The sequence below is a fragment of the Paenibacillus terrigena DSM 21567 genome, from assembly GCF_000374845.1.
GTDB classification, from domain to species: domain Bacteria; phylum Bacillota; class Bacilli; order Paenibacillales; family Paenibacillaceae; genus Paenibacillus_K; species Paenibacillus_K terrigena.
Genome location: NZ_KB895416.1, coordinates 318,190 through 334,397 on the forward strand (window position 1 = coordinate 318,190; position 16,208 = coordinate 334,397).

General features: G+C 38.8%; 17 protein-coding genes. 16 read left to right on the plus strand and 1 reads right to left on the minus strand.

What is annotated here, in order from left to right; translation table 11 throughout:
* Window positions 1–87 precede the first annotated feature (87 nt).
* The 6 genes from C558_RS0115440 to C558_RS0115470 all read left to right on the plus strand — a co-directional run bounded on the left by C558_RS0115440 (window position 88) and on the right by C558_RS0115470 (window position 5,868).
* Window positions 88–549 carry a GNAT family N-acetyltransferase gene (locus C558_RS0115440; RefSeq protein WP_018757194.1) on the plus strand — a complete coding sequence of 154 codons (462 nt, stop codon included), beginning with the start codon at window positions 88–90 and terminating at the stop codon, window positions 547–549.
* Window positions 550–794: 245 nt separating this feature from the next.
* Entirely contained in the window at window positions 795–2,195 is a 1,401-nt protein-coding gene (locus C558_RS0115445; protein WP_018757195.1) for a HEPN domain-containing protein, read from the plus strand.
* A gap of 191 nt (window positions 2,196–2,386) precedes the next feature.
* The gene (locus tag C558_RS0115450; protein ID WP_156826127.1) at window positions 2,387–2,833 is read left to right on the plus strand and encodes an SF0329 family protein; all 447 of its coding nucleotides are present in this window, start codon (window positions 2,387–2,389) and stop codon (window positions 2,831–2,833) included.
* Window positions 2,834–3,060: 227 nt separating this feature from the next.
* On the plus strand, window positions 3,061–3,789 hold the full coding sequence (locus tag C558_RS32590) for a DUF5071 domain-containing protein (protein WP_156826128.1): 729 nt from the start codon (window positions 3,061–3,063) through the stop codon (window positions 3,787–3,789).
* A 201-nt stretch (window positions 3,790–3,990) separates the two neighbouring features.
* Window positions 3,991–4,344 (plus strand): helix-turn-helix domain-containing protein, encoded by a 354-nt coding sequence (locus C558_RS0115460; RefSeq protein ID WP_018757198.1) that lies wholly within the window; start codon window positions 3,991–3,993, stop codon window positions 4,342–4,344.
* Between the two features lie 1,044 nt (window positions 4,345–5,388).
* Entirely contained in the window at window positions 5,389–5,868 is a 480-nt protein-coding gene (locus C558_RS0115470) for a GNAT family N-acetyltransferase (RefSeq protein WP_018757200.1), read from the plus strand.
* 487 nt (window positions 5,869–6,355) lie between these two features.
* Here C558_RS0115470 and C558_RS0115475 read toward each other — a convergent pair whose 3' ends face one another.
* The gene (locus C558_RS0115475; RefSeq protein WP_018757201.1) at window positions 6,356–7,045 is read right to left on the minus strand and encodes a helix-turn-helix transcriptional regulator; all 690 of its coding nucleotides are present in this window, start codon (window positions 7,043–7,045) and stop codon (window positions 6,356–6,358) included.
* Window positions 7,046–7,222: 177 nt separating this feature from the next.
* Between C558_RS0115475 and C558_RS0115480 the strand changes: the two genes are divergently transcribed.
* The 10 genes from C558_RS0115480 (at window position 7,223) to C558_RS31130 (ending at window position 16,188) form a co-directional block, all read left to right on the plus strand.
* Window positions 7,223–7,603 carry a RidA family protein gene (locus C558_RS0115480; protein WP_018757202.1) on the plus strand — a complete coding sequence of 127 codons (381 nt, stop codon included), beginning with the start codon at window positions 7,223–7,225 and terminating at the stop codon, window positions 7,601–7,603.
* A gap of 45 nt (window positions 7,604–7,648) precedes the next feature.
* On the plus strand, window positions 7,649–8,914 hold the full coding sequence (locus C558_RS0115485) for an MFS transporter (protein ID WP_211220763.1): 1,266 nt from the start codon (window positions 7,649–7,651) through the stop codon (window positions 8,912–8,914).
* A 40-nt stretch (window positions 8,915–8,954) separates the two neighbouring features.
* Complete coding sequence (locus C558_RS0115490) at window positions 8,955–9,905, plus strand: sugar phosphate isomerase/epimerase family protein (RefSeq protein WP_018757204.1); 951 nt, start codon at window positions 8,955–8,957, stop codon at window positions 9,903–9,905.
* 215 nt (window positions 9,906–10,120) lie between these two features.
* Window positions 10,121–11,527 carry an aldehyde dehydrogenase gene (locus C558_RS0115495; protein ID WP_018757205.1) on the plus strand — a complete coding sequence of 469 codons (1,407 nt, stop codon included), beginning with the start codon at window positions 10,121–10,123 and terminating at the stop codon, window positions 11,525–11,527.
* 30 nt (window positions 11,528–11,557) lie between these two features.
* On the plus strand, window positions 11,558–12,235 hold the full coding sequence (locus C558_RS31120; protein WP_018757206.1) for a lysoplasmalogenase: 678 nt from the start codon (window positions 11,558–11,560) through the stop codon (window positions 12,233–12,235).
* 199 nt (window positions 12,236–12,434) lie between these two features.
* On the plus strand, window positions 12,435–13,469 hold the full coding sequence (locus C558_RS0115505; protein ID WP_018757207.1) for an ABC transporter permease: 1,035 nt from the start codon (window positions 12,435–12,437) through the stop codon (window positions 13,467–13,469).
* Window position 13,470: 1 nt separating this feature from the next.
* The gene (locus C558_RS0115510; protein WP_018757208.1) at window positions 13,471–14,145 is read left to right on the plus strand and encodes an ABC transporter ATP-binding protein; all 675 of its coding nucleotides are present in this window, start codon (window positions 13,471–13,473) and stop codon (window positions 14,143–14,145) included.
* A 21-nt stretch (window positions 14,146–14,166) separates the two neighbouring features.
* Window positions 14,167–14,445: a hypothetical protein gene (locus tag C558_RS31125; protein ID WP_018757209.1), complete on the plus strand. Its 279-nt coding sequence runs from the start codon at window positions 14,167–14,169 to the stop codon at window positions 14,443–14,445.
* A gap of 268 nt (window positions 14,446–14,713) precedes the next feature.
* Window positions 14,714–15,235 carry a hypothetical protein gene (locus C558_RS0115520; RefSeq protein WP_018757210.1) on the plus strand — a complete coding sequence of 174 codons (522 nt, stop codon included), beginning with the start codon at window positions 14,714–14,716 and terminating at the stop codon, window positions 15,233–15,235.
* Window positions 15,236–15,690: 455 nt separating this feature from the next.
* Window positions 15,691–16,188: an NUDIX domain-containing protein gene (locus C558_RS31130; RefSeq protein WP_018757211.1), complete on the plus strand. Its 498-nt coding sequence runs from the start codon at window positions 15,691–15,693 to the stop codon at window positions 16,186–16,188.
* Window positions 16,189–16,208: the final 20 nt, after the last annotated feature.

Genomic DNA, 16,208 nt, shown 5'->3' on the forward strand with positions numbered 1-16,208 from the left:
GCGCCTTAAGCCTCTCGGGTTCGTAGATACAACAACGTTAGCTGAAATCAACGAAATTGTAATGGAAAATCGAAAGGAATATAAAAAATGAATCTAATCCGCATAGAACCAATTGATAAAAATAACTGGGAAGAAGCTCACTCGATATCTTTACTCAAATCACAAGAGAAGCTTGTACCTTCTGTTATCGAATCTTTAGCATGGGCTTATATAAAACCGTGGGATGAGGCCTTTGATCCATATATTTTGTGCAAGGATGATAAAACATTCGGATTTTTTTATCTTTCCTATACACCTAATAGTACGAATAATTACTGGATTGGTGGTTTTCAAATAGACAAGGAATATCAAGGGATGGGATTAGGAATACAATCTCTTAAAAGAATATTAGAATTCATTCAGGAAATGCACAGACAATGCGAAGTAATCTCTCTAACAATCGAAAAAAGTAATAATCATGCTAGAAAGCTTTACGAGAAATTAGGATTTGTCAATCAAGATAAAGAGAACCAAGATGGCGAGATTATATATAAACTAAAGTTAAAATAAACTATAAAGAACTTGTTGTACTAGGTTACTCGAAGAGGTCGTTGACATCAGCTAACATTACATTCCTGCGTCATCGCTAACGCTCCTCGGTCACCGAGAGGATTTTCGGAGAAGTTAAATCAGGCGACACATCCAACCGGCTAAGTCTGACGACCCGGCAACTTTGTTGCCTTAAGCCGTTTGGACGTCAGGAATGCGAAACGTTAGACGAAATTCTTAAATAAGATAACAAAGGAAGGGAAAATATGTTCAAAAATAATTATGAAATATTAGAAAGTCTTACTTTTTTCTTTGATATCAATGAATTTGAAAAAGCTGACATTAGAATTCATGATAAGCAAATCTTTCTACTTGAAGATATGTTAGCGCTTATACTAAGAATTTCTACCGAAGAACTGTTGTCGATGACAGTTAAAAACATAGTAGAAGGAAAAATAAATATAAATGATCATCTTAGGTACTATGCTTGGTACGGCAGTAGTGGGGGGAAATTATATAAACTTATTGGAGATAAAGTCACACTTTATAAAAGAAATTCTGAGCCAACTTTAGAAGATGATCAATTAAAATTAATATTCTCGCACGAGGCAATTGATATTTTGATGGATGATTTTAATTATAACATTAAAAATCAATTTTTTAGTTATTGTGATGAAGTGATCAGAAGGGCGAACCAATATAATAGCTACCTACAATTTATTGTTGCAGGAACAGATGAGAGTATTTCGATGCTTGAATTTAATAGCAGCTATAGTACTTTTATTATGAGTATGCCTGAACATAACATTTTTCTGAGAGAAAATTGGAATATATCTGATGTTTTTCATTATGACACGAGATTTAAAAAATCTATTTTGCCAGAGTACAAGGTAGTTTCTCTAATATCAAGTGTTAGGGTTGGCGAAATAGATGATGTGAAAAACAAAGAAGGACAGATTGAGAATAACTATATTCATGAGCTGTTATTTAAACAAGACGTAGAGGAACTTCTTCATAAATTTAAATTAATTAGGTTAGTTACTACTGCTCCAATTTACTGTACGGAAATAATGACTCAATTTAAGTATACCTTCATAGGGATTCCTCAATATCTCCAACCACCTCAGATCACTAAAACAAATGAAGCGATTTATAAATTTAATAATATTAATGCTGAATTAATTAATTCAGTATTTAATGAATTTTCCTTGCCTATTGATAATGAAGTATTAAATTTGCTTCTTGTCAATTATGATTATTCATTTTATGTACCGGACGATGTAGCAATATTAATTCTAGTAAGTTGTTTGGAAATTATTTATCATCCTGGAGATAAAGATGAATTAAAGTTCCGGATAGCTAGGAATGCTACAATATTTTTAGGAACAAACGAAGAAGAAAGCACTTTATTATTTGATGAGATAAAAAAGTTGTATGATATAAGATCATCATTAGTACACACTGGGAAATTCAATCTCTCAAAATATAGATATTCAAATAAAGAAGAAGTAATTTATCGATTAAAGAAAATAGTAAGTACTTCAATTCTAAAATATAAAAATGAAATAGTAGATAATAATGTGACTAAAACAGAGTTTTTTGATCAATTAAATAAATCTGGATTTGGTGATTATCCGTTTAACAGTTACAAAGTAAACTTATTTTAGGAATTGTTATAAGCATGACGTCGTAACCTATATCAAAGAAGAACTTCGTCTAACATAATATTCATGCATCAGGCATCCGCCCTCGGTCCGGCAGAGGGATTTCAGAAAGTTAGGCGTAGCCGGACACATCCGACTAAGTCGGACATCATGAATACAGGAACGTTAGAAGAAATACCCGAATAAATTAATAAATGAGTGAGATGAAAATGCAGTGGAGCAAATTAAAAAAACGAATTGAAAGTAACTTTTGTGAAGAATTACAAGATAGAGTTACTTTATTTAGCACTTGGTATAAGCAAGGTGGAAGTCCTGGAAAAGGAAGAGCTGCAGTATTATTGGATAAAACCGAGATTTACGAAGCTAATACTGATAAGTGGTTAATGAATAAACAAGAAACGAATGATAATATTTTAATAGAAAGATTTGAATTTCATAAATTACTGGAAGAATATTCGAGTTGTTCTATTGAAGAATTGTTAGTATCTAAGCACGAATTAATTCGAGGACTAGCAATAATTGATAAGAGAGTAGGGAAACGCACGCTAATAAATATGAACAAACTTGAAGGTGAATTCATGAAGAAATTATATAAAGTAAGATGCGAAATTGAAGGAATAAGTATAAAGGACACTATCTAAGTAGATTCAAGAAGTCGGGTACATCATCTAATATCATATCTACGCTGCGGCCTGATGCCCTTCGTCTGCAAGAAGAATTTCGAAGAAGCAAAGTCAGCAGACAACCCTGCACTGCCTAACCGCATCGCGGCCGGGACTACGTCCCTTAAGGCAGTGAGGGTTCGTAGATACATAAACGTTATGAGAAATATGACAAATAGAAAGAAGCGATTATCTTGAATGAAATAATGCAATTAATAGAAAAGCTCTCTTGGGATGCTCCGGATGAAGAAAAATCAAATGCTAAGATACAACTAAAAGAGATTAATGATAAAGATCTTCATTTTTTAGTGCAGCCCTTAACTAAAGGACATTGGGACGGAGCTGCAGAAGTAATCGTTAGCTTAGGCTATCCAAGGGTACAGAGGATCCTTCCAGGATTACTTGAATGGATACAAGATTTGAACTGGCCAGGTGCAATGGTAATTGCAGACTTTTTAAAAACAATTGGCAGTCCACTAATTCCTTTTATAAGAGATGTTTTACAACAACATTCAGACGATGATGTTTGGATAGGATGGATATTTTCTCAAATTATTAATGAATGGTCTACAGAACATATAACTCAATTAAAAGAAGAATTAATTCTGATTTCACAAAGAAGAGATAATGATATCGAAGCATCGAGATTATTATTAAATCACAAGTTATTATCAAAACAAGAAATATTATCGAAATTAGAAGAGAAGAAAAACAATACGGAACTAGAACTTCACGAACTTATTGAACAGTATCCAAATGTAGATTGCGAAAAGCTTAATCGTGAATTTCGTGATCTTATTTTCAAACCAAATTTATCTAAAGATTTTTATGAGCGCAATTTGGAACAATTTTCTTTTTGCAATAAGACATCCTATTTGAGAGAGTACTTGAATGATATTGATAGTTTTGTCGAGGAAGTGTCATACTTCGCATAACACCATATCTACGCTGAGTCGCTATGCTCCTTGGTCTGCCGAGGATTTTTCGAGGAAGAGTAATCAGCAGACAACCCATGCAAGGCAAGTGGCGAAGCCACCCAGTCGCTGACGCTCCTTTAAGCCTTTCGGGTTCGTAGATACAAGAACGTTATCTGAAATACGACAAGTGCTGAATTAATTTTTTTGGAGGTAAGGGCAATGAAGCAATTGAATTTAAGTACAATTATTAGTTCTTTTATATTAGGTATTTCAATTGTTATTAGTGGCTTGATTATTAGTAATTCTGAACAGAAAGAGGTAAGAATAAATGAAAAGCATCAAAAGGAATACAAGCCATTAATGACAATTAAAGAAACATCTGAATACCTGAATTTAAGTGAACTGCAAGTTAAAACGATCATATCAAGTGAAGAAACCATGTTAAGAGCCTCGGGTTCATATACTGGCATGATGTTACCCATTATTAGAATTGGGACCGATATTTATATAAGTACAGATGAATTAAAGGAATGGATAAAACAGTCAACAACAGAGAGAAAACAATATCAGTGATAGTATTTTCGAAGAAGGTCGTACTTCAGATAACATCGTTTTCCTGCATCGCAGCTTACGCTGCTCGGTCCGCCCGAAGAGAGAAGAAATTCATTACGAAGTTGTTTCAGAAGCAAGGAAGTAAATTCAGGCGGACATATCTGCAAGGCTAAGTGGCAGAGCCACCCGGCGAGAATGAATTGCTTCGCAATATTTATTTAGCAGCTTAAGCCTTACGACATCAGGAAACACAAACGTTAGAGGAAATTAACGAAAGAAGGGGAGAATATAAAAAATAAATATACTATAGTCATCTTATTCTTTTTTATATTTTTAATAGTTTTAACTTCGCCAGTATCTATAAAAGCTATTAATAGCTTTGTACAAACCGAAAGAATTGCGAAGGATGTTGAAGAAGCAATAAATGCATACTTTAAAGCTAATTGTAAACCACCAATACTAATTCGAAATCTGTGGATAAAGAAACATGATTTTCGTATTGGTGGTCCTGAATTTTATTACGGATTTGAATATAATTATGAAGGACTATGGAGAGAATATAGCGATCCTGCAGGTGGTGAAGACTATATTTATATATCATTATCAAACCAAATTAACTGTATTAAGAACGACAATAAACTAGTTTATGATGATACTGAAAAAAGAATAGTTATAGAAGATGAAAATAAAAATTATGATATTAATGTATGGATATGGGGTAGCTTTGAGAGAGGTTTGTTATTAATTTATTCTGGGTTTATTTTTATTATTGATCTATTAATATCTATTATTTGGGCAGTTGTTATTTTCGTGAAAGCAAAAAAGTGATTAGTGATTCGAAGAAGTCGTTAACTTCCTCTAACACCGTATCTACGCTGCGGGCTACACCCTTGGTTCGCAAGGAGAGATGGCAGAGAAGTGGAATCAGCTCACAACCCTGCGAGGCTAAGTCCGTTGGACCCGGCGCGTATGCGCCTTAAGCCTCTCGGGTTCGTAGATACAAGAACGTTATCTGAAATAACTTGAAACTCAACACATATATAAAACAAAGGTGGTAACACTTTAATGAATTATAAATTAATTCAAGCTTCTAAAAAATATGAAGATATCATAAGAAACCTAATGCAATTTTATATTTATGATTTCTCTGAATTTGTAAAATGTGATGTAGAAGATGATGGATTATTTGGAGCATATCCATATTTGGAAGAGTATTGGAAAGAAGTTAATCATCGATTTCCATATGTCATTAAGCAAGAAGATAAGTATATAGGTTTTGTGTTAGTAAGATTTATTGAATCAGAAGAGCGGAATTACTACTCGATTGCGGAGTTTTTTATTATGAAGAAATATAGAAAAGAAGGAATAGGTAAAGCAGTAGCAAAACAAATATTTGATTTACATAAGGGGCAGTGGGAAGTTTATCAATTAGAAAGCAACAAACCAGCTCAGGTATTTTGGAATAAGGTCATAAATGAATACACGCAAGGTGAATTTAAAGATCGGATTGAAAATAGTAGAAAGATACAAGATTTTAATAGCTAAATCAAAGAAGTCATGTTACATCAGATAACACCGTTTTCCAGCTGCGTCGCTTTCGCTCCTTGGTCTGCCCGATGCATTTCGAGACAACCCTGCGTGGCTAAGTGGCGAAGCCACCCAATCGCTACGCTCCTTAAAGCCTCTCAGGTTCGTAGATACAAGAACGTTATCATGGTGCTTTTTTGTGGGCTAATTTAAGCATGCTTCCTTTTTACCAGCCAATCACAGTCAAGATTTAGTAAGTTTAAGGCTTCAGAACTCCAATGAATGCGGCCTAACCAACTAAATCGGGGTATGAATTCTTAACCCAGTGCTAATCTTTTAAGCATAAAAGAAAAAGCTCATCCCCGATTGATTGGGATGAGCTTAATATACCAACACCATGTTCACGCATCGGGCTTCCACACTTACTAACCGCATTGCGGTCGGCACCTGACTGTGCATTAAGTCGGTGGGACGTCGTGATTTGTATTACGTGGTGCCACCTCGTTTATTTTATTTTATTCAAGTATCTGTAGATCGTCGCTTCGGAAGCTTCCAAATGTTTGGCAACCTCGCTTACGCCACCTTTAAGCAGAAATACCCCTTTTTCGTTTAACTTTCTAACGACATCGATTTTCTCTTTAGGCGACATGCGCTCAGGCGCGATTTCGCTCTCAGATAATACGCCTTTAATCAATGATAAGAGGAGATCTTCGATGTTGTCCTCGAAGCTTTCCAGTACGTTAAGATCCAACGCCGATTTTTGCTGCTCCGTATGATTTGGTTCGTTGATAGCCATGGTTGTAAAGTTGGCAAGCATAATGGCATCTTCAATAACACTTCGTGCCGATATAAGATCGGATAGGTCGACGTTCACGCAGATCATGCCGATAATTTCATTCTGTTCATCCTTGATAAAATAACTCGAAGAACGAAAAGGCTTCTTGCTCTTGCCGACGCTTTCGTAATTGCAGATGAAATGTTTGTCTTTATAGTTTTTATCCTTCAATACTTTTAAAGCAAGGTCCGTAATGGGGCCGTTCACTTTTCTGCCGCTAATATGTCCATTAACAATCTCAACGATTGAGTTGTCCGGCTTCGTCACATCGTGCAGCACAACCTCGCAATTCTTACCCAAGATTTCACCAATAAAGTGAACAATCGGAATATACATCGTGAGTCTATCTGAATCATCCATTTTTACCACTCCTTTACCTTCCGGTTCTCATATTCCGAGTCTAACAATAAAGAATTATTATTTCAATAAAAAATTCTCAAAAAAAGTATTGTAATCATGAGAAACATGTATTAAAATAAAATCATCGCAATAATAAATTATCATCATGATAATTATTCACTATTAGGAGGACATCACATGCATACAACAATTTCAACCCAGAATGCTCCAGGAGCCATCGGACCTTATTCTCAGGCTGCTAAGATCGGAAACCTTGTTTTCGTATCCGGCCAACTTCCGATCAATCCTCAAACGAATGAAATGCCTGAATCTGTCGAAGAGCAAGCCAAACAATCGCTCGAGAATGTAAAAGCAATTTTAGAGGCTGCAGGCTGCAATTTGAAGAACGTTGTGAAGACGATTATCTTTTTGAAAGATATGAATACATTCGCAAAGGTAAATGAGGTTTACTCTTCGTATTTTGAAGGCAACTATCCGGCACGAAGCACGATTGAAGTTGCACGGCTGCCAAAGGATGCCTTGGTAGAAATCGAAGTAACAGCTTTTATTGAAGAATAAGAAGTTGGGGAAGGGAATGAGTAGAATATGAATTCGAAAAGTGTAGTGGCAAAAAAATGGTTAACGCTTGCCGTACTCATTCTGGGCGGGGGGACAATTTTTAAATTACCGTATCTAAAAGATGCGTTTTATATTCCGATGATGGAATATTTTCATCTAACACATACGCAAATCGGTGTCGCGTTGTCTGTCTACGCCTTTATTCAAACGTTTGGTTACATCACCTCGATGTACATAACAGACCGATTTTCCAAGAAGAAGCTGCTCCCCATCGCCTTGGGCGGAGTAGGGTTACTTGGATTTTACTTAACAACGTTTCCAGGATATTATGAAATATTGGTATTATGGGCGCTATTCGCTTTGTTTGCTGAACTTGCGTTCTGGCCCGTCCTGATCAAAACGGTAAGATTGCTCGGGGACAGTAATGAGCAGGGCAGAATGTTCGGCTTCCTGGAAGCAGGAAGAGGGATTGTAGATACGATTGTAGCGTTTACGGCACTTGGTATCTTCCAATGGCTGGGGGCAAATGCTGCGGGCTTAAAAGGCGCCATCATTTTCTTCTCTATTACGGCAATTGTAACCGCTATCATCTCGTACTTCCTTATTGAAGATGACATCATTCAAGATACAGATGAGCATGGCAATAAAATCAATCGAAGCAAAATGGCATTTGATGGAGCACTAAAAGCCCTCAAAATGCCTGAAATATGGGTCGTCTCATTTACGATCTTCTCTGTATACTCCGTGTATATCGGATTGACTTATTTCATTCCGTTCCTGAAAGATATTTACGGAATGCCTGTAGCGCTGGTCGGGGCGTACGGGATTATCAACCAATACTGCTTGAAGATGGTCGGTGGACCGATTGGTGGTTTCCTTGCTGATAAAACATTCAAATCCTCAGCTAAATTTTTGAGAATGACTTTTGTTTTAGCTATTATCGGTATGATCATCTTTATCATGCTTCCGCACGAAACAATGAATATCTATGTAGGTATGGTGTTTACACTCGGTTATGGCGCAATTATTTTCTCACAAAGAGCTGTGTTCTTCGCTCCGATCGAAGAGGTTGGCATCCCGCGTGAAATTAGTGGTGCGGCGGTATCCATTGCTTGTATGATTGGTTATCTTCCATCCATGTTCGCCTTTACGCTGTATGGAAATATGCTGGATCGCACACCGGGGATTAATGGATATAAACATGTGTTTATGACTATGATTGGGTTTGCCGTGTTTGGTTTAATCATCAGCAGTTACTTAGTAAAAATCGTTAAGAAGAAAAAAGCGCAAGAACAAGCTCAAGTTCAGTAGTTCATCATGTAAAAAAACAGAATGTATGGAGGAGAGACATATGAAAATCGGTTTAGAAACAGAAAGCTATCACTTGCAGTTTATTACAGGTAGAATGGATATTTTCAAATTTATTCAAAAGACCGCAGAGCTCGGGCTAGACGGGGTAATGATCAATATCGTGAAATGGCCGGGACTGCCTGGATGGGGAACACTCGAATCGTTCGAACCTGAATACCTGAAAAGAGTAAAGGCTGAAATTCAGAAATATGGATTTTTCGCTGAGATCGATACGAATGGTACAGACCCGGATCACTTGTCGCAAGTGATTGAAGTTGCTCATCAAATCGGAGCGGATGTCATCCGGACATACACATGTATGGGCGAATACGACGCTGCACGGATGGCTGAAGCACCTGCAAACATTAAGAAAATTGTTCCTTTGCTGCAGCAATACAGAATTAAGCTTGCTGTGGAAAACCATGAGGAAGAGCTAGCGGATGAGGTTATTCAGATCATTGAGGAAGTGAACAGTCCTTGGGTTGGCGCTCATTGCGATCTCGGTAACGGCATGATGGCGTGGGAGGAGCCGGTTGATGCTGTGACCAAGTTGGCACCGTATGCATACACCACCCATTTTAAAGACCATATCATTGTTCATGATGGAGAAGACTATAGAGTATGCGGTGTTCCTGCGGGAACAGGCAACATCGATTTGGATCAACTGTTCAAAATCCTTGTGGAGAAATCGACATTGACTCGTATCAACGTAGAAATGTGTTTCCCATACGCGATCCATTTCAAAAGAGAGCCTGGCGCTGGCGGCGTGTCCAAAGTTGGTGAAGGAGCATTTAAAGTCGAGGAGCCACCTTATGACTTGTCCGTGATTAAGCCGTTAGATTATTATTACCCACCGCAAGAGCTCATGGAGCAAATGCTTGAAGATCAAGCAAGAGGCGTGGAGCAATCCGTCAAACATGCGCTGGCTTTGAGAGATAAGTATTGCCGGTAGACGCTGGCTACGGATTCGTGAAAGTTGCAATAACCGTATAAAGGCTTTAGGACAGAGGGACGTTGCTCTATGCGACGTTCCTCTTTATTGTTTCCTGATCGGTTGTATTCCATCCAAGCAAGAACATCATGTGCGATAAAACCCAAGTCTATTTCCCATGATCACACCACTTATGATATGGTTATTTATATGAATGAGAACAGGAGTGCATAGGTATGTCTAACTTAGAACCAAGCTCAAACCTGCAGCACGAGAATATATATTCAGCATTAATTCATAAGCAAAAGGCCTTCTTTGGCACGCATCAGACCAAGTCACTCGCCTTTCGGAAGGATGCACTGAACAAATTAGGCGATGCCATTCGGAAATACGAGCAGCCCATCATTCAAGCGTTGAAGTCGGATCTGAATAAATCCGAATTTGAGGCATATTCCACGGAGGTTGGTATCTTACTGAAAGAGATTCGCTTCTTCTTGAAGCATCTACATACTTGGGCGCGGCCCAAAAAGGTGAAAACCCCGCTCACTCACTTTGGCTCCAAAAGCTCCATTTATGCAGAGCCTTATGGGGTTGTTCTGATTATTGCGCCTTGGAATTTCCCATTTCAGCTCGCGATTGCGCCGCTGATTGGTGCGATCGCCGCTGGGAACTGTGCCATCATCAAACCATCCGAGCTTACACCTAAGACTTCAGAGGTTATAGCCGCACTTGTTCAAGAGACGTATGCCGAAGAATACATCGCTGTCGTACAGGGAGATGTTGGAGCAAGCCAAGCGCTGCTGCGCGAGAAGACAGATTATATCTTTTTCACGGGAAGCATTCCTGTAGGCAAAGTCATTATGGAGGCGGCTGCAAAGCATTTAACGCCAGTCACGTTAGAGTTAGGGGGCAAAAGCCCTTGTATCGTTCACAAGGACGCGAACCTGAAGCTCGCGGCGAAGCGAATTGCATGGGGAAAGTTCATGAACGCAGGTCAGACTTGTGTAGCGCCAGACTATATTTATGTCCACCGGTCCGTTAAAGCATCATTAATTACGCACTTAAAGGACGCCATTCAACAATTATATGGAGCGAACCCGCTCGATAACGAGAACTATACACGGGTTGTCAGCGACAAGCATTTCATGCGGCTCGAAGCCATGCTTCATGAAGGTACGCTTGTTGCAGGAGGCAGAAGCAATCGTGATACTTTACGTATTGAGCCTACGATTCTGACAGACGTCACAGCGAATGACCTCGTGATGCAGGATGAAATTTTCGGACCCATTCTGCCTATCCTTGAATATGATCGTATTGAAGATGTTCTTCAGGAAATCGATAGCTGCTCGAAACCGCTTGCCCTGTATATTTTCTCCGAGAATCGAGAAATTCAGCAGCAAGTGCTGACGCATGCTTCTTTCGGCGGAGGCTGTGTGAACGATACCGTATATCATTTCACCACTCCGTACTTGCCTTTCGGCGGGGTTGGCAGCAGTGGAATGGGCAACTATCACGGGAAGGCCGGTTTCGATCTGTTCTCCCATCGCAAAAGTGTGTTGAGACAGACTACCCTATTTGATATTCCGTTTCGTTATCCACATATCAAGGACGGTCTCAAACGAATCAAGATGTTTCTCAAATAGAATCTATCCCATTGTAAAGGAGCTGTCGCTATGAACAAGTACCGATTACCCTTACTTATTCTAGTCATGGGCTTACTGTACATATTCGTGATTCCATCTGAGCCGGTTGCAGTTAAGCTTCTATTCAAAATCATTCCGATGCTGCTCATCATTACGTATGCCTACGTACAAGCACCGCATCCGAAACAATATTACGAATGGATGCTGTTAACAGGCTTATTCTTCTGTATGCTTGGTGATAGCTTCATCATCGGCTCATTTATCCTTGGATTAGTAGCCTTTCTCATCGGGCATCTCTTCTATATGACGGGATTCTTCCGCAAATGGCGCTTCTCGAAGCTTCGTTTCGCGGCAATCATCCCCATTGCGGTATACGGCTATCTCGTCGGCGGGGAGATCATTCACGCGTTGATTCGAGACAACAACAATTCACTAATTGTGCCTGTACTGCTCTACATGACCGTGATTTCATTGATGATGTGGTCCGCCATCATGACCGGCAACAAATGGGCTATCATTGGGAGCATTACGTTTGGGATCTCAGACTCCATTCTATCATGGAACATGTTCGTAACCCCATTCGCATCCGCGGATACGCTCGTTATGATTACTTATTACACCGCCCAATTCTGTATAGCCTACAGCCTTCAGGCCAAAGTAAACCAAGCTTCCGGTCATTCTACTGCCAGCAAAAGCATCCAAGACTGATTCTAAATCCATATGGTTAAACACACAAAAAGCAATAAACGTTGTCCTTAGGACGGCATTTATTGCTTTTTGCGTACAGCGCCCCAACGATAAAGAACCCCGTCTCGCGATAATCTCCGTAAATGTAATTCTCCGTTCATACTCCGTTCATAGAACAAGCCTATACTCATGTTTGTAACAAAGAAATGGAGGGTTTTTCATGAATATGGCATGGAAAGAAATGAAGAAGAGCAAAGCGAAGTTTATTATATTAGGGTCTATTATATTCCTTGTAAGTTTTCTAACCTTTATTGTTTCGGGATTGGCCAATGGATTGTCCCAAGATAATGCGGCGTTGATCAAGGATATGCCTCAAGGTCATTTCTATATGAATACCGATGCGAAACAAACGTATAATCTTTCCCAAATCGATCCAAAGGTACAAGACCAAGTGTTACAGGAAAACAAGGATGCCGCAGCATTTTCCATTCAGATGGGCTTTGTGAACGATGCAGAGGAAAAGCAGCATACCGTAGCGTTCGTGACTTCAACGGATTCCCCGTTATTCGAAAAAGTCGGTCCGGGAGAAATCGTGTTAGACCGTTCCTTGGAGAAGGATGGCATTAAAGTCGGAGATGTACTCACGAATAATCAGTTCAGCGGCGAATTCAAAGTCGTCAAATTCGTGGAACAGAAGAAATACAGCCACGCCCCTGTCGCCTATATTAACATGGATAACTATAAAGAGATTTACCGTGCGAAGGGCTTGCAGCTGATGTTCATCCCTGGACAAGATACGGCACCGTCGATCACGGGATTACAATCCTTTTCAAATAACGAGTTTCTTAACACCATCTCAAGCTACAAAGCAGAGAACATGTCCCTTAATATGATCATTTGGTTCTTGATTGCCATCAGCGGCTTGTTGTTCGCGATTTTCTTCTACATGATGAATGTGCAGAAAATCGGACTATACGGCATCTTGAAAGCGATCGGAGTAAAAACAGGCACGCTATTCCGTATGATGTGGGCTCAAATGTTCTTCATCACCATCACGGCATTGGTCTTGTCCGTAGCATTAAGCCTAGGCTTTAATATGATTGCACCGAAAGGCATGCCGTTTAGTCTGACAATAGAAGGGACGATGCTATTATCCATCCTTTTCTTAGTCATCGGATTTATCGGCGCTACCCTCTCTGGCTTACAGATTCGGAAAGTGGAACCTTTACAAGCTATTCAACAAGGAGACATGTAATATGACAACCTTCACAATACAAGACGTTACCAAATCATTTACTACTGGCGAAGTTACGGAACAAGTACTCAACGGAATCAACCTTTCCCTGAAAAAAGGGGAACTCACGGCTCTCGTAGGTGCTTCCGGTTCCGGGAAGAGCACGCTGCTCACCATAGCTGCCGGCCTTCAACGTGCTTCCAATGGGCAGGTGCAATTCGAAGGGAGCAACATGACCGCGATGACGCAGGAGGAGATCCGGAAGATACGTGCAAGCAAATTTGGATTTGTGTTCCAATCTGCTCATCTGGTACCGTTCCTTACCGTAGAAGACCAGCTCATGCTCATGCTCGACGTCTCAGAGTCCAAAATGTCCAAACGCGAGCAAAAGGAAGAAGTCGCCAAAATTCTCAAGTTAGTCGAAATGAATCATCGCAAAGACGCTTATCCTGCTTCTTTATCCGGTGGGGAAAAACAACGGGTTGCTATCGCTCGCGCTATCATCCACAAGCCTAAAATCCTGTTCGCGGATGAGCCAACGGCAAGTCTGGACTCAAAGCGTTCACGGGATGTAATGACGCTCATCCGTGATCTGACCAAGACACTCAACATCACGACCTTGATGGTCACCCATGATGAAGAAATGCTCTCGTATGCGGACCATATCATTACAATGAAAGATGGATTGATTGTATAATAAAGAGGAAGTCGTATATTCATGACGAATATGCGGCTTTCTTTTTTTTGGCCGTTTTGTGGTGGATATAATTATCTTGCTCACTTTTTTATATTGCGTAAATATCGTAAACAAGGCTTAGGAAGAGAAGTTGCTAGAACTATATTTAATTCCAGGTTAGGCGAATGGGAATTGTATCAATTAGTACGCAATAAACCCGCCCAGCTATTTTGGACAAGAGTGATAAATGAATTTACAAACGGAAATTATGAGGAAAAGTATGAAGAAGGAAGAAGATATCAAACATTTTTTAGTAAGTAGCTCGAAGTTGTCTTGTCATTTCATTTATATCAGCTAATCAAAATCAAGGTTTAGGAAATTTAAGATTTCAGAACTCAAATGAAATAAGTCTACTCCTAAAAGTAAAATAATGGTAAAATATACCTAACGAGGTTTCGTTATGTGGTCTGAAAAGGCGTCGCTACTCAGGGGAACCTGGTTATGTTCACTTTATACGGCGAGATCTAGAACGTCGTAAATGTGGAAACGTTATTGAAAATTAATGCAATCATTAGGAGGAGTATCAAGGGTGCTAATTGATAAGTACTTAGATGAATGGGATTTTGCTAAGAAAAATGATATAGAAGTAAGAATCCCAACTCCTCCAATGATTCAATATCTTTATGATATTGATTATGGTAAGTCAAGAATGATTAAGGTGTTATTTTCATTACGTGGCCTCCCGAAGCGAATGGTCTCATTAAGAGGCATTTTTGATACAGGATTTATTTTATTAGAAGAGGACCGGACCGAGATAGTCATTGGGCTTGTAGCTCAACCTTGGAAGTTCAACGGGAACATCATAAAGTTGAGTCCTGAGCAATTTATGGTATTTAGGGATCAAGACTTCGTGAAGATTACATGGAATTTTAAATTTGAAAAGAATCGAGAAAGATATGTAAATATAAGTACAGAAACAAGAATTTACTGTACGTCACGTAAAGCTAAAAGATATTTCTCATTTTATTGGTTTTTCATTGGTTTTTTCAGTGGGGTTATACGGAAAGAGATGTTAAAGATTATTAAAGAAGAACTTTTAAAGAGCAGCTAGGGTAAAATCGTTAGAAGGACTGATTTAATTGAAAATAAAGACAATTATTGTTCTTATGTTACTTGTATTAGCTGGATGTATAGAAAAGAAGGTAGAATCAATTGAAATTCACAATAAACAGCATGTTACATATCTGAATGACTATGGCTGGACTGCTGACTCTACGCATGGAGAAAACTTATGTTTGAATCAATCCTATCCCTTTTAATAAATAGTATAATGCCATTTTCACTTGGGTTGTTTTTTTACGTTATCTCACCGTTAATTAGACAGAAAGACATCAAAGTATCAGAAGTTTCAAGAATAAGTGGAATTGTTATACTGATAATCGTTTGTATTTGAATTATAAAGAGTTATTTGGATATCCTGTTTCAATCCTGAAGATGAGTAAGGCATCGTCAGTTTCCAATGAAGTGAACCCAATTTCATTACTTCTTTTCTTGGAGGAGATCAATATGTCCAGTAATTGGGGAGATTCGTATGCCGGGAAACTCAGGTCCATTTTAGGCAATCAGAAACTCATTATTCCGTCGATTCGAGCCATTATCACTGATGAAGAAAATAGAATTCTTTATATCGAACGAAAGGGAAATAAGAAATGGGCATTACCAGCGGGAGGAATTGAATTAAATGAATCCATAATGGAATGTCTTAAACGTGAAGTACTAGAAGAGACAGGGATAGAAGTCATAAAGGCAACACTAATCGCGATGTATACGGGCAAAGAATATTCTATAACCAATCGATTTGGTCATGAGTATCAAGGATTTGAACTTTTATTCCGAGTTGACGAGTGGACAGGAACACTCTTAGTAGAAACAGATGAAACCACGAATATTGGGTTCTTTTCAATAGATAATCTACCTCAATTTGAATCTGGATACTTTGAACAACATGAGAAAGAAGTATTAGAAGATCTTCAAAAATTTAATGGAACCCCAATAATTAAATAAAGATTTTGCGAAATAAAGCA

Excerpts from the sequence above, each read along its gene's own strand:
- C558_RS0115440 (WP_018757194.1), top strand. The coding sequence starts at position 88 with ATGAATCTAATCCGCATAGAACCAATTGATAAAAATAACTGGGAAGAA.
- C558_RS0115445 (WP_018757195.1), top strand. The coding sequence starts at position 795 with ATGTTCAAAAATAATTATGAAATATTAGAAAGTCTTACTTTTTTCTTT.
- C558_RS0115450 (WP_156826127.1), top strand. The coding sequence starts at position 2,387 with ATGAGTGAGATGAAAATGCAGTGGAGCAAATTAAAAAAACGAATTGAA.
- C558_RS32590 (WP_156826128.1), top strand. The coding sequence starts at position 3,061 with ATGCAATTAATAGAAAAGCTCTCTTGGGATGCTCCGGATGAAGAAAAA.
- C558_RS0115460 (WP_018757198.1), top strand. The coding sequence starts at position 3,991 with ATGAAGCAATTGAATTTAAGTACAATTATTAGTTCTTTTATATTAGGT.
- C558_RS0115470 (WP_018757200.1), top strand. The coding sequence starts at position 5,389 with ATGAATTATAAATTAATTCAAGCTTCTAAAAAATATGAAGATATCATA.
- C558_RS0115475 (WP_018757201.1), bottom strand. The coding sequence starts at position 7,045 with ATGGATGATTCAGATAGACTCACGATGTATATTCCGATTGTTCACTTT.
- C558_RS0115480 (WP_018757202.1), top strand. The coding sequence starts at position 7,223 with ATGCATACAACAATTTCAACCCAGAATGCTCCAGGAGCCATCGGACCT.
- C558_RS0115490 (WP_018757204.1), top strand. The coding sequence starts at position 8,955 with ATGAAAATCGGTTTAGAAACAGAAAGCTATCACTTGCAGTTTATTACA.
- C558_RS0115495 (WP_018757205.1), top strand. The coding sequence starts at position 10,121 with ATGTCTAACTTAGAACCAAGCTCAAACCTGCAGCACGAGAATATATAT.
- C558_RS31120 (WP_018757206.1), top strand. The coding sequence starts at position 11,558 with ATGAACAAGTACCGATTACCCTTACTTATTCTAGTCATGGGCTTACTG.
- C558_RS0115505 (WP_018757207.1), top strand. The coding sequence starts at position 12,435 with ATGAATATGGCATGGAAAGAAATGAAGAAGAGCAAAGCGAAGTTTATT.
- C558_RS0115510 (WP_018757208.1), top strand. The coding sequence starts at position 13,471 with ATGACAACCTTCACAATACAAGACGTTACCAAATCATTTACTACTGGC.
- C558_RS31125 (WP_018757209.1), top strand. The coding sequence starts at position 14,167 with ATGACGAATATGCGGCTTTCTTTTTTTTGGCCGTTTTGTGGTGGATAT.
- C558_RS31130 (WP_018757211.1), top strand. The coding sequence starts at position 15,691 with ATGTCCAGTAATTGGGGAGATTCGTATGCCGGGAAACTCAGGTCCATT.